13 protein-coding genes are annotated in these 12,352 nt (G+C 68.6%); 4 read left to right on the top strand and 9 right to left on the bottom strand.

Features of this window, described 5'->3' with window-relative positions; all coding sequences use genetic code 11:
- The 4 genes from EH199_RS20430 to argH form a co-directional block, all read right to left on the bottom strand.
- The coding region (locus EH199_RS20430) for a bifunctional precorrin-2 dehydrogenase/sirohydrochlorin ferrochelatase (RefSeq protein WP_305036972.1) at window positions 1–452 on the bottom strand (452 nt) is incomplete at its 3' end.
- A 6-nt stretch (window positions 453–458) separates the two neighbouring features.
- Window positions 459–1,721, bottom strand: coding sequence for a diaminopimelate decarboxylase (gene lysA / locus EH199_RS20425; protein WP_124810979.1), 1,263 nt, complete (start codon window positions 1,719–1,721; stop codon window positions 459–461).
- A gap of 21 nt (window positions 1,722–1,742) precedes the next feature.
- Window positions 1,743–2,024: a hypothetical protein gene (locus EH199_RS20420; protein WP_223806816.1), complete on the bottom strand. Its 282-nt coding sequence runs from the start codon at window positions 2,022–2,024 to the stop codon at window positions 1,743–1,745.
- A 10-nt stretch (window positions 2,025–2,034) separates the two neighbouring features.
- A complete protein-coding gene (gene argH, locus EH199_RS20415) occupies window positions 2,035–3,411 on the bottom strand; it encodes an argininosuccinate lyase (protein ID WP_124810984.1) in 1,377 nt (458 codons plus the stop codon).
- Window positions 3,412–3,427: 16 nt separating this feature from the next.
- Here argH and EH199_RS20410 point away from each other — a divergent pair, with 16 nt between their 5' ends.
- Both EH199_RS20410 and EH199_RS20405 read left to right on the top strand, forming a co-directional pair.
- Complete coding sequence (locus EH199_RS20410) at window positions 3,428–4,057, top strand: TlpA disulfide reductase family protein (RefSeq protein ID WP_223806815.1); 630 nt, start codon at window positions 3,428–3,430, stop codon at window positions 4,055–4,057.
- 42 nt (window positions 4,058–4,099) lie between these two features.
- Window positions 4,100–4,471, top strand: coding sequence for a winged helix-turn-helix domain-containing protein (locus tag EH199_RS20405; RefSeq protein ID WP_124810978.1), 372 nt, complete (start codon window positions 4,100–4,102; stop codon window positions 4,469–4,471).
- On the opposite strand, the gene EH199_RS20400 is transcribed toward EH199_RS20405, so the two are convergent.
- Entirely contained in the window at window positions 4,468–5,448 is a 981-nt protein-coding gene (locus tag EH199_RS20400) for a cytochrome-c peroxidase (RefSeq protein ID WP_124810977.1), read from the bottom strand. The two genes, EH199_RS20405 and EH199_RS20400, sit on opposite strands and share 4 nt — an antisense overlap.
- Window positions 5,448–5,969: a hypothetical protein gene (locus EH199_RS20395; protein WP_223806814.1), complete on the bottom strand. Its 522-nt coding sequence runs from the start codon at window positions 5,967–5,969 to the stop codon at window positions 5,448–5,450. Before EH199_RS20395 ends, EH199_RS20400 begins: the two co-directional genes overlap by 1 nt.
- A gap of 84 nt (window positions 5,970–6,053) precedes the next feature.
- On the opposite strand from EH199_RS20395, the gene EH199_RS20390 reads away from it, so the two are divergent.
- Entirely contained in the window at window positions 6,054–8,165 is a 2,112-nt protein-coding gene (locus EH199_RS20390; protein ID WP_223806813.1) for a TonB-dependent siderophore receptor, read from the top strand.
- 44 nt (window positions 8,166–8,209) lie between these two features.
- Here EH199_RS20390 and EH199_RS20385 read toward each other — a convergent pair whose 3' ends face one another.
- The 3 genes from EH199_RS20385 to EH199_RS20375 form a co-directional block, all read right to left on the bottom strand.
- Entirely contained in the window at window positions 8,210–9,220 is a 1,011-nt protein-coding gene (locus tag EH199_RS20385; RefSeq protein ID WP_124810976.1) for a winged helix DNA-binding protein, read from the bottom strand.
- 104 nt (window positions 9,221–9,324) lie between these two features.
- Window positions 9,325–9,825 (bottom strand): murein L,D-transpeptidase family protein, encoded by a 501-nt coding sequence (locus EH199_RS20380; RefSeq protein WP_124810975.1) that lies wholly within the window; start codon window positions 9,823–9,825, stop codon window positions 9,325–9,327.
- 1 nt (window position 9,826) lies between these two features.
- Window positions 9,827–11,116, bottom strand: coding sequence for an adenylosuccinate synthase (locus EH199_RS20375; protein ID WP_124810974.1), 1,290 nt, complete (start codon window positions 11,114–11,116; stop codon window positions 9,827–9,829).
- 258 nt (window positions 11,117–11,374) lie between these two features.
- Here EH199_RS20375 and EH199_RS20370 point away from each other — a divergent pair, with 258 nt between their 5' ends.
- Complete coding sequence (locus EH199_RS20370; RefSeq protein ID WP_124810973.1) at window positions 11,375–12,307, top strand: alpha/beta hydrolase; 933 nt, start codon at window positions 11,375–11,377, stop codon at window positions 12,305–12,307.
- Window positions 12,308–12,352: the final 45 nt, after the last annotated feature.

Genomic DNA, 12,352 nt, shown 5'->3' with positions numbered 1-12,352 from the left:
TCGCCTGGCGAGGGCCAGCGCGCGCGCACCGCTTCGCGTGCGGCATGGAGCGCCAGCGCGAGCCCGCCCAGCCCTTGCGGCAGCAAGCGCTCCAGCCGCAGGCGCAGCGCCTTGGCGAGCCCGGCGGAAGCCCCGCCCGTGCCCACCGCGATCAGCACCGGATCGCGATCGACCAGCGAGGGCACGGTGAAATCGCAAAGCTCCGGGCGGTCGCTGACGTTGACCAGCAGGCCCGCGCCCCGCGCGCGGATGGCGTCGGCGCGGGCGGCCGCTTCATCGTCATGCGCGATGAACGCCAGCCGCGCACCGGTATCGATGCCCTCCGCCAGATCGTCGACCACCACGCCGCCGGCCCGCTGCACCAGCCGTCGCTTGGCCGCCGCCGCCTCGCCCTGCCCCAGCACGACAACCGGCTGGCCGGCGATGCGGTGGAACAGGGGCAGCGATTGCATGGCGCTTCAGCCTTTCAGGAAATCGGGCACGCGCTCGGCCGCGAGGATCGTGGCCGGATCGATGCGGTCGGCCACCACCGCCCAGCGGCCTTCATCCACCATCACTTCGGGCACCAGCGGGCGCGAATTGTAGGTGTTGGCCATCGTCGCGCCATAGGCGCCGGCGGTGCGGAACACCGCCAGATCGCCCCGCGTCACGCGATCGATGTCGCGCGCCATGGCAAAGGTATCGCTCGATTCGCAGATCGGCCCGACGATGTTGGCGGTGAAGCGTTCGCCATCGGGCGTGACCGCCGCGAAATCGTGCCAGGCATCGTAGAGCGCGGGACGGGCAAGATCGTTCATCGCCGCATCGACCACCACCCAGGGATGGCTGGCGCCTTCCTTGACGCGGACCACGCGCGTCACCAGCACGCCGGTGTTGCCGGTGATGACGCGGCCCGGCTCGAACATCAGCGTCACGTCCCAATCGCGCGTGACGCGTTCGACCATCGCCGCGTAGTCGGCCGGCTGCGGGAATACCTCGCCTTCGCGGTAAGGCACGCCCACGCCGCCGCCCAGGTCCATGTGCGTCACCGCGTGGCCGGCCGCGCGGATGGCGCGCATCAGGCCGCCGACCTTGGTGAAGGCCTGCTCCAGCGGCTCCAGCTTCGCCAGCTGGCTGCCGATGTGCAGCGCCAGCCCGCGCATGGCGATGCCGGGCGTCTCCGCCAGCCGGGCATAGATCGCGCCGGCGCGGTCAAAGGGCACGCCGAACTTGTTTTCGGCCTTGCCGGTGGAAATCTTGCCGTGCGTGCCCGCGTCCACGTCCGGATTGACGCGCAGCGCTGCCGGCGCGACCGTGCCCATCGACGCGGCGAGCGCGGCGAGTTCCAGCCCCTCCTCCTCGCTTTCGAGGTTGAACTGGCCGATCCCCGCTTCCAGCGCGCGGCGCATTTCCGCCTCGGTCTTGCCGACGCCCGAAAAGACGATGCCGTCCGCCGCCATGCCCGCCGCCAGCGCGCGTTCGAGTTCCCCGCCGGACACGACATCCGCGCCATAGCCTTCGGCAGCGAGGACGCGCAGCACGGCCAGGTTGGGGTTGGATTTGACCGCGAAGGCGATCTTCACGCGTGGCAGCACCGCCAGCGCATCGCGGAACACGCGCGCATGGCGCGTCAGCGTGGCGCGCGCATAGACATAGACGGGCGTGCCCACCGCCTGCGCGATCGCGGGCAGAGGCACGTCCTCGGCGTGGAGAACGCCGTCGCGATATTCGAAATGGTCCATGATTCGGCCTTGAAAGAGAGATTACTGCTCGGGCGGGAGGTCGAAGGGATCGTCCTCGCGCTCCTGCGAGCGCTGCCGGGGTTCAATGCCGCGTTCGGGCCGGGCCTGCACCGGCGCGCGCAGCAATTCGTCGGCCACCGGACGGTCCTCGCGCCCGAAAGGCGGTTTGGGCAATTGCTGGTCGGCCAGCGGCTTCAGCGGACGCTGGTTGCCGCAGCCGGACAGGGCAAGCCCGGCCACGCCCAGCGCCAGCGCGGCGCGGATCACTGGTGCAGCCCGACGCAGGCGCCTGATCTCGCCCATTTCCATACCGTCAGTCCTCCAGCCCCAGCGCCACGCGCGCCTCGGCCACGCGCTTCCTTACCTCCACCGGCGCGGTTCCGCCATGGCTGGCGCGCGCGGCGACCGATGCCTCCACCGACAGCGCGGCATAGACGCGCTCGTCGATCCGCGTGTCGATCGCCTTGAGGTCCGCCAGCGGCAACTGGTCGAGCGCCACGCCCCGGCTCTCGGCGAGCTTCACCGCGCTGCCGGTAATATGGTGCGCCTCACGGAACGGGATGTTCGCCTGCCGCACCAGCCAGTCGGCCAGGTCAGTCGCCGTGGCATAGCCGAGTTCGGCGGCCGCGCGCATCCGCGGGGTGCGGAACGCGGCTTCGGCCACCATGCCCGTCATCGCCGCGATCGACAGCGCGAGCAGCCCGGCCGCCTCGAACACCGGCGGCTTGTCGTCCTGCATGTCCTTCGAATAGGCAAGCGGCAGGCCCTTCATCGTGATCATCAGCGCGGTCAGGCAGCCGGCGATCCGCCCGGAATGGCCGCGCACCAGCTCGGCCGCGTCGGGGTTCTTCTTCTGCGGCATGATCGAGCTGCCCGTGGAAAGGCTGTCGGGCAGCGTGACGAAGCCGAACGGTTGGCTGGCCCAGATGATGAACTCTTCCGCCAGCCGCGACAAGTGCAGCGAACACTGCGCCGCCGCCATCAGGTAATCGAGCGCGAAATCGCGGTCGGACACCGAATCGAGGCTGTTGTCGGTCGGCCCGTCGAAGCCCAGCGCCTCGGCCGTGCGGAAGCGGTCGATGGGAAAGCCGGTACCGGCAAGCGCCGCCGCGCCCAGCGGGCAGCGGTTCATCCGCGCGCGCGCATCGGCAAAGCGCGACCGGTCGCGCCCGATCATCTCGTAATAGGCCATCAGGTGATGGCCCAGCGTGACCGGCTGCGCCGTCTGCAGATGGGTGAAGCCGGGCATGATGCTGTCGGCATGTTCGCCGGCGCGTTGCACCAGCGCCAGTTGCAGCGCCTTCAGCCCGGCATCGGCCTGTTCACACGCATCGCGCACCCACAGGCGGAAGTCGGTCGCGACCTGGTCGTTGCGGCTGCGCGCGGTGTGCAGCCGCCCCGCCGCCGCGCCGATCAGTTCGGCCAGCCGGCTTTCGGTGGTCATGTGGATGTCTTCGAGGTCCCAGTCCTCGGGCACGCCGCTGGCTTCGTATTCGGCGGCGACCTGGTCCAGCCCGTCCGCGATCAGCGCGGCGTCGTCCGCCGAGACGATGCCCTGCGCGCCCAGCATGGCGACATGGGCCTTCGACGCGGCGATGTCCTGCCGCCACAGCGCCTTGTCGAACGGGATCGAGGCGTTTATCTCGCGCATGATCGCCGACGGGCCGGCGGCGAAACGCCCGCCCCACATCTGGTTGGAGCCTGAATTGCCCGTCATCCCAGTCATCTTCCGTTCGTCAAAGGTGTTGATCCTGTCGGCCACGCTGGCGGCGGGCCTGACGCTTGCCGGGTGCGATAGGAAAAGCCCGGAGACAGCGCAACCGCAGAGCGGGGGCGAAAATGCCGCGAAGGACGGATCGGGCGGCGAAATCAAGGGCGAGTTCAACGGCACGCTCGACATCAGCAAGCGCGGCGAGGCGATCCCGGACCTGACCTTTTCCGACACCGGCGGCAAGACGCTGCGCACCGCCGACCTCAAGGGCAAGCCGGTGCTGGTCAACCTGTGGGCGACATGGTGCGGCCCCTGCGTGCTGGAAATGCCGATGCTGGACCAGCTGGCCACCAAGGAAGACGGCAAGCTGCGCGTGCTGACCATCTCGCAGGACATGGGCCAGCCCGAAAAGGTCAAGGCGCTGTTCGCGGAGAAGAAGTTCGCGCGGCTGGAACCCTGGCTCGATCCCAAGAACGACCTGGGCTTCCACTACAACACCGGCCTGCTGCCCACGACCGTGCTCTACGACAAGGACGGCAAGGAAGTGTGGCGGATGATCGGCGCGCACGACTGGTCCGGCCCGCGCACCGACGCGCTGCTGGCGGATACGCTGGCGGGCAAGTGACGCCGGCTTGAGAGGCCGCGGCAAGCGGAGTACGTTCGCCGCATGACCGCGCTCAAGCTCAAGATCCAGATCACCTGCGGCGCGGAAATCGCCATGGGGCCAGGCAAGGCAGACCTGCTGGACGCGATCGCGCGGGAAGGGTCGATTTCCGGTGCGGGGCGGCTGCTGGGCATGAGCTATCGCCGCGCCTGGCAACTGGTGGACGTGATGAACCGCTGCTGGAACGAACCGCTGGTGATCACCTCCCCCGGCAGCGCGCACGGCGGCGGCGCGCGCGTCACCCCGTTCGGAACCGACGTGCTGGCGCATTACCGCGAGTTGCAGGCAAGGGTCGACACCGGCGCGCGCGGCCCCGATTTCGCCGCGCTTTCCGCCGCACTGCGCAGCGAGCCCAAAGCCACTCAGAAGGACTAAAGCGCGCGGCCGCAAGCCTTGTCCGGCATGGCAAGGTCGGCGCGGGTGGTGAAGGAGGGGTCGGACAATGCCCCCAGGAAGGCGACCAGCGCGGCCATGTCCGCCGACGTGACCGGCCGGCGGTGGCGGCGGATCACCTCTTCGATCGTGCCCGCGCTGCCATCGTGCCACCACGGCCCGGTGAGCAGCACGTTGCGCAGCGACGGCGTGCGGAACCGCGCGCGGTCCTCGTCCCGGCCGGTCGCCTCGAACAGCCCCTGATCGGGCGCGGCGGGATCGACCGGATCGAGGCGGTGATAGGCCCGGTCGGTGAACAGCGGGCCGGCATGGCATCCCGCGCAAGCGCGCGCGAACACCGCCCTGCCCCGTCGCGCATCCGGTGACAGTGCGCCGCGATCGAACGCGCTGCCGAACGAAACCAGGGTCCGTTCAAACGCGGCCACCGCGCGCGCCACATTGGTGGGATCGATCCTGCCCCCGTCGTCCGGAAAGGCGCTGCGGAACTGGCGGACATAGCAATCGTCGCGCCCAAGGCGCACGGCGATATCCCCTTCCAGCCCCTTCATGCCCATCTCCACCGGGTGCGTGCCGAACACCGGCACCGCGACCTGCGCTTCCAGCGTGGTCTGCGCCGCATCGGCGAATGTCAGCGGGGCGATCCAGCGCACGTTGGCAAGGCCGGGCACGTTGCGCCGGCCCGGCTCGCCGGTAACGCCCGGATGCGTGCGGTTGCCGTCGGCGAAGGCGTGCTTCTGTTCGTGGCAGGTGGCGCAGGCCACGGTACCATCGCGCGACAGGTCGGCATCGTAGAACAGGCGGCGGCCCAGCTCGACCCGCGCCTGTTCGATGGCGGGGTTCACGACCGGCTCCCCCGCAGGCCGGGTGGGCACGGGCAGCCCCGTCGGCCACGATGGCTTGCCCGCCGCGACCAACGCGGTCAGCGCCAGCAAGCCCGCCACCAGCCTTGCCAACGGCATCAGGGCAGTTTCACCGCAAGAACCGTGATCGCATCCGCGCCGTTCGCGGCGATCTGCAGGGTATAGTCCCCCGGAGTCAGCGGGAAATCGACCATCTTGCGGATGCCCGAGCAATCCGGCCCGTGGCCATGCGCGGTGGAGACGACCGCTTCGCCCGCGGCCACGAGATCGATCCACGCCCCCGATCCCAGCGCGATGCGGTAGGTGCCCGGCGCGGTGACATGCAGGCGGACAAGCCCGCCAAAGCTGACCGAGCCGCCCGGCTTTTTCGGCCGCAGCGGATAGCGCACCGCCGGCGTCGGCAGCAGCTTCACCCGCGCGGCCTCGCCGATGGCCAGCGTGGCGGCGGCAAGCCCGGCCACATCCGTCGCGGCAGTGCGGTCGCCGGGGCTGGCCCATGCCGCCAGGTCCCCGGTCAGCGCCACCGGCGCCGCGCAGACCGGCGGCCGTTCCTGCGCCAGAACCGGACCGGCCGAGGCCATCGACGCCAGCAGCACGCACCCCACCCTAAATCCCTTCACGATCGATCCCCGCATTGCCATGCTATATTTCACTGAATATAGGCTTCGCCGCAAACCGCAAGAACGATCAACAGGGAGTCTTCCATGCGCCGCTTTCCCGCGTCCGCCCTATCCATGCGCCGCGTTCCCGCCGTGGCGGCTTCGCTGATCGCGCTCGCCTCCGCCCAGGCGCATGCCGAAGAAGCCCCGCAGCCCGCCGATGACAGCACGAAAGCGTTCACGCTGGGCCAGATCGTGGTGACGGCCGCGCCCGCCGACGGCGTGGAAATCAGCGGCGAGACTCTGAGCGCCGCCGCCATCGGCCTGTTCAACCGCAACACGCTGGACGATGCGATCAACCTGATGCCCGGCGTCAACGGCTCCAATTCCGGCGGCACGCGCAACGAACGGCTGGTGTTCGTGCGCGGGTTCGACCGGTTCCAGGTGCCGCTGTCGATCGACGGCATCCGCGTGTACCTGCCCGCCGACAACCGGCTGGACTATGGCCGCTTCCTGACGCCCGACATCGCGCAGATCCAGGTGGCCAAGGGCTATCCTTCCGTGCTCGACGGGCCGGGCGCGATCGGCGGGGCGATCAACCTTGTCACCAGCAAGCCCACGCGCGCGCTGGAAGGCGATGTGCGCGGCACGCTGAACCTGGGGCGCGAAGCGGAGTATGCCGGCTACACGGTTTATGGCCGGCTCGGCACCGCGCACGAAAAGTGGTATGCGCAGGTTTCCTATGCGCGCAATTTCCAGGACCACTGGGACCTGTCGGGCGACTACAAGCCCACTGCCACCTCGGCCGAGGACGGCGGGCATCGCGGTCTTTCCCGCAGCGAGGACTGGCGCGTCAACGTCAAGGCCGGCTTCACGCCCAACGCCACGGACGAATACGCGATCAGCTATACCCGGCAGGAAGGCTCCAAGAACGCGCCGCTGCACGTTACCGACGCGCCGTCGAGCCAGCGCTACTGGAGCTGGCCCTACTGGAACATCGACAGCCTCTATTTCCTGTCCACCACCGCATTGGGCGACGTGGCGACGCTGAAGACGCGCGTCTATCGCAACACCTTCGACAACCTGCTGCGTTCGTTCGACGATGCCGCGCAGACGAAGCAGACCCTCGGGCGGGCGTTCAATTCGTATTACGCGGACGAAGCCTGGGGCGGATCGGCCGAACTCGGCGTGGACGTGAGCCATGCCGACCGCCTGACGCTGGCGGTGCATTACCGGCGCGACAAGCACGTGGAATGGCAGCAGGGCTTCCCTTCGGGCGCAACCGAGCCGAAGCAGACCAATATCGAGGACACCTACAGCATCGCGGTGGAAAACCGGCTGATGCTGACGCCGAAGCTGACCTTCGTGGCCGGCGCGAGCTTCGACTGGCGCGACATGAAGAATGCGGAGGAATACGGCACGCCGCCCGGCGGAGGCGCGGCGCGGATATTCCAGTATCCGCACAAGAACGCCGATGGCTGGAACGCGCAGGGGCAGCTTGTCTGGCAAGCCGACGCCGACACGCGGATCAACGCCAGCGTCTCCTCGCGCGTGCGTTTTCCCACGATCTTCGAGCGGTTCAGCACGCAATTCGGCACGGCGGCATCCAACCCCGCGCTGAAGCCCGAGCGCGCGACCAACGTGGAACTGGGGGGCAAGCGCCGGTTCGGCCCAGTGAGCGTGGAAGGCGCGCTGTTCTACAGCGACGTGCAGGACGCGATCGTGGCCGTGCGGCCGGCGGGCTTCCCTTCCGGCACCACGCAGCGCCAGAACCTGGGCAACGGCACCTACTATGGCGCCGAAATCGCGCTCAACGCCGCTTTGGGGGAAGCGCTCTCGGTCGGCGCCAACTACACGTACATCCATCGCGATTTCGACATCACGCCAGCGGCTGGCGTCACCGTACCGCTGTTCGCGCTGACCGGCGTGCCGACGCACAAGGCGTTCCTTTACGCCGAATGGAAGCCGGTGCCAGCGCTGCGGATCACGCCCAGCCTCGACATCGCCTCCGACCGCAAGACCGCCAATACCGCCGTCACGCAGTACTACGACACCGGCCGCTACGCGCTCGCCAACCTGCGCGCGGACTGGACGGTGCGCCAGGGGCTGCAAGTGGGCGTGGGCGCGCGCAATCTGTTCGACGACAACTATGCACTGGTCGATGGCTTCCCCGAACCGGGACGAAGCTTTTACGCCACGGCCGGCGTCGCATTCTGAGCAGCGAACGATCCGTTCCGGGCCAGGGGAATATCCCGGCCCTTCTACACCATGGGCGCGGACGCCCCGATCTCCGCGAAATAGCGGGCCATGGCATCGGCGGCGCGATCGGTCAGCGCGATGAACGCGCGGCGGCGGTCGGTATCGTCCTCCACCCGGCGGAACAGGCCGGCGTCGGTCATCTGCGCGATCCAGCGTAGCGCGGTTGTGGGCGGCACGCCCGAGGCGATGCACAGCGAGGTGACGGAAACGCGCGCGTGTTCCGCCCGCGCGGCGGTCAGATCGAGCAGCATGTCCCACGCCGGATCGGCGAACAGATCTCCTTGAAAGAACCGGGCGCGCAACTGGCGTTGGCGGGCGATGCGCCGGATCAGGCGCGGATCGGGCAAGGGCGGCCGGGTCGCCCGCGCCAGCCGGCCGTTGTCGCGATCACGCGCGCCGCCCGCTTCCGCCCCGTCGAAACGAAACGCGGAAACCTTGTCCTCCACGGTTGCACCGCTTCCATCGGCATCGCCCTCCCCTGACAAGCGGGCGAGAGTGCGCGCGATCTCGCTGACCTGCTCGGTCAGGCGCAGCAGCGTCAGCCGATCCTCGTCATCCAGTTCGCGCACCCGCTTGCCCCGCCGCGCCAATCCGCGACCCAGCGCGATCATGCGATCGGCGCGGCTGGGCGCCACCAGAATATCGGGTTGCGACTGATCGAGGCAACCGAACACCGCTTCCAGCGAATCGAGACTGGTCGACACGACCACCTGCGCACCGCCCCGCGCCGCCAGCATATCCAACCGCGACAAGGCGGCCAGTTCCGCCGCATCGACGACAGGGCAATCGACCAGCACGAGATCATCGACGCCGCGATCTTCGGGATCGTCGAGAAGCGCCCCAAGCGTGTGCGACCGGACCACGCGCAAGCCGGCGGCGGTGACATCTTCCGCCAGTTCGGCACGCAGGAACGGCTGATCGGCAAAGATCGCGACCGCCAGCGGGGCGCGCGCGCGATCGGACCGGATCGCCTTGGAATCATCGTAGTCGAACCGCGTAACGCTCTGCCCCATGCTTCATCTCCGCCCTGCGAGACTGGAACAAGTAGGGAACAGCAGCGTGTCGAGGTCAACAATGGATAGGTCGGATTTGGCGCAACAATCCCGTCCAGCGGGCTTCAGGGCCGGATTTCGATCGGCGTTCCATCGCCTACCAGCGACCAGATTTCCTCGATTTCGGCATTGGATACCGCGATGCAGCCATCGGTCCAGTCGCCCGGAACGCGGCCCATCGGCAGAGCGTTGGGCTGCCCATGCAGGAAGATCAGCCCGCCAGGCGAACGCCCCTGCGCCTTCGCGAACGCGACGTCGGCCGGCCCGGGATAGGAGATGTGAAGCGAAAGATGATAAGCGCTGCGATCGTTTCCATAATCGATCGTGTAACGGCCCTCGGGCGTGCGCTCGTCGCCTTCGAAACGCTTGGGGCCGACGGGTTCGTCGCCCAGTTGCAGGCCTTCATAGACCCGATAGGGCCGGCCATCGGCGAACAGTGTCAGCCGCCGCGCGCCCTTTTCCACCACCACGAAATCGGCGGGCGGCAGATCGTCGGGCACGGCCTGCGCCGATCCTCCCGCCAGGAGCAGAAAGCCCAGCGGAAGAAACGGGCGCAGGCGCATCATATCAATCGACGAAAGGATCGCGCACGAGGATAGTGTCCTCGCGCTCGGGGCTGGTGGAGACAAGCGCGACCGGGGTTTCGATCAGTTCCTGCACGCGCTGGATGTACTTGATCGCCTGCGCCGGCAGATCGGCCCACGAGCGCGCGCCGGCGGTGGTGCCGCTCCAGCCGTCCATTTCCTCGTAGATCGGCTCCACTTCCGCCTGATCGGCGGCGTGGCTGGGGAAGTAGTCCAGCACCTTCCCGCGCAGGCGATAGCCGGTGCAGATCCTCACCTTCTCGAACCCGTCGAGCACGTCCAGCTTGGTCAGCGCGATGCCGGTCACGCCCGAGATCGCGCAGGACTGGCGCACCAGCACCGCATCGAACCAGCCGCAGCGGCGCTTGCGCCCGGTAACGGTGCCGAATTCGTGGCCGCGTTCGCCCAGGCGCTGGCCGGTTTCGTCCTCCAGCTCGGTCGGGAACGGCCCCGAACCCACACGCGTGGTGTAGGCCTTGACGATTCCCAGCACGAAGCCGACCGCGTTGGGGCCAAGGCCCGAACCGGCCGCCGCCGAACCGCTGACCGTGTTGGACGAGGTGACGAACGGATAGGTGCCGTGATCGACATCGAGCAGCACGCCCTGCGCGCCTTCGAACAGGATGCGGGCGCCGGCCTTGCGCACTTTCTTCAGGCGCTTCCATACCGGCTGCACGAACTGGAGCACGAACGGCGCGATGCCGCGCAGGTCATCGAGCAGCGCGGCGCGATCGACCGGCGGCTGGCCGAAGCCGGCGCGCAGCGCATCGTGGTGCGCGCACAGGCGATCGAGCTGCGCGTCGAGCGCGTCGAGATGCGCCAGATCGCAAACGCGGATGGCGCGGCGGCCGACCTTGTCCTCGTAAGCCGGGCCGATGCCCCGCCCGGTCGTGCCGATCTTGCCCGCGCCCGCCGCCGATTCGCGCAAGCCGTCGAGATCGCGGTGCAACGGCAGGATCAGCGGGCAATTGTCGGCGATGGCGAAGTTTTCGGTGTTGATGTCGACACCCTGGCCTTCGAGCTTTTCGATCTCGGCCTTCAGCGCCCAAGGATCGAGCACCACGCCATTGCCGATGATCGAGAGCGTGCCGGTCACGATGCCCGAAGGCAGCAGGCTGAGCTTGTAGACCTGATCGCCCACCACCAGCGTATGGCCCGCGTTGTGCCCGCCCTGGAAGCGCACGACGGCATCCGCCCGGCTGGCCAGCCAATCGACGATCTTGCCCTTGCCCTCATCGCCCCACTGGGCGCCAATCACGGTTACGTTGGCCAAAACGATGCCTTTCCTGTCGCGGACTCGGTGTCTTGAAATTGTCTTGGGGAGTTCCCGCGGCGCACTAGGGGACACCGGGTGCAAGGGCAAGAGCGCACTGCCGGGAAAGACGCATGACGCACAATCGACGTGTCGATGCCGCCCTCGTCACACCGCGTACCTCACACGGCGCATGTCACACCTCGTAACCATTTCAGGCTGGCGATACGGCCGGCGCGCGATAGCATTGTCCGGTCTGCAATCGCGAAGTGCTGTCTCATGCGAAACATCTTCCTTGGCACGATCATCGGCACGGCCCTGGTGCTGACCGCCGCCGCGCAGGCCAGCCCCGGCGATCGCCTGCGCGCGATGATGGCCGGACGCCAGAACGGCGGACAGGTCGATCAGGCCTGGCGCACCCTGCCGGCGGCCGACCGGACGATCCGCTATGGCGACGATGCCGCGCAGACGATCGCGTTCTGGCCGGCGCGCGAGGCGGCAGGCCCGGCGCCGCTGGTCCTGTTCGTCCACGGCGGCGGCTGGGCACACGGCAGCAAGGAGAACGCGACCGGCAAGGCCAAGGTCGAGCACTTCCCCGCGCTGGGTTATGCCTTCGCTTCGATCGATTACCGGCTGGTGCCGCAGGCGACGGTGGAACAACAGGCGAGCGATGTCGCTGCCGCGCTGGCGGCGCTGCTGGCGCAAGCCGATGCGCTGGGGATCGACCGGCACCGCGTGGTGCTGATGGGCCACAGCGCCGGGGCGCACCTTGTGGCGCTGGTCGGCACCGACGAACGCTATCTGCGGGAGGCCGGCCTTTCGTTCGCGGATGTGGCGGGCGTGATCCCCATCGACGGCGCGGCCTATGACGTGCCGCAGCAGATCGCCTCGGTCGGGCAGTATCAGCGCCGCATCTATGACGCGCCGTTCGGATCGGACCCCGCCCGCCAGCGCGCGCTCTCCCCCGCCTTGCAAGCCGCCGCGCCGAACGCGCCGCGCTTCCTGCTGCTCCATGTCCAGCGGCCGGACGGCGTGGCGCAGGCGGAGGAGCTGGCCAAGGCGCTGCGCGCCGGCGGTACCAGCGTAGAAACCGGCAGCTTCCCCGGCACGGGGTTGCAGGGCCATGTCGAAATCAACGCGAAGCTGGGCGATCCGGACTATCCCGCGACAGTGCTGACCGACCGCTGGCTGAAGGCGACGTTCGGGAAGTAACGCCTAGGGTCAGGACCCTAGGCAACGTGGCGTGGGAATGCCCAC

This window comes from Novosphingobium sp. LASN5T, from assembly GCF_003856955.1.
In the GTDB taxonomy this organism is placed as follows: Bacteria; Pseudomonadota; Alphaproteobacteria; order Sphingomonadales; family Sphingomonadaceae; genus Novosphingobium.
This window is presented reverse-complemented; position numbering and strand designations above follow the sequence as displayed.

Bases quoted from the DNA above. Each gene is read 5' to 3' on its own strand.
- lysA (WP_124810979.1), bottom strand. From the start codon at position 1,721: ATGGACCATTTCGAATATCGCGACGGCGTTCTCCACGCCGAGGACGTG.
- EH199_RS20420 (WP_223806816.1), bottom strand. From the start codon at position 2,024: ATGGGCGAGATCAGGCGCCTGCGTCGGGCTGCACCAGTGATCCGCGCC.
- argH (WP_124810984.1), bottom strand. From the start codon at position 3,411: ATGTGGGGCGGGCGTTTCGCCGCCGGCCCGTCGGCGATCATGCGCGAG.
- EH199_RS20405 (WP_124810978.1), top strand. From the start codon at position 4,100: ATGACCGCGCTCAAGCTCAAGATCCAGATCACCTGCGGCGCGGAAATC.
- EH199_RS20400 (WP_124810977.1), bottom strand. From the start codon at position 5,448: ATGCCGTTGGCAAGGCTGGTGGCGGGCTTGCTGGCGCTGACCGCGTTG.
- EH199_RS20390 (WP_223806813.1), top strand. From the start codon at position 6,054: ATGCGCCGCTTTCCCGCGTCCGCCCTATCCATGCGCCGCGTTCCCGCC.
- EH199_RS20385 (WP_124810976.1), bottom strand. From the start codon at position 9,220: ATGGGGCAGAGCGTTACGCGGTTCGACTACGATGATTCCAAGGCGATC.
- EH199_RS20380 (WP_124810975.1), bottom strand. From the start codon at position 9,825: ATGATGCGCCTGCGCCCGTTTCTTCCGCTGGGCTTTCTGCTCCTGGCG.
- EH199_RS20370 (WP_124810973.1), top strand. From the start codon at position 11,375: ATGCGAAACATCTTCCTTGGCACGATCATCGGCACGGCCCTGGTGCTG.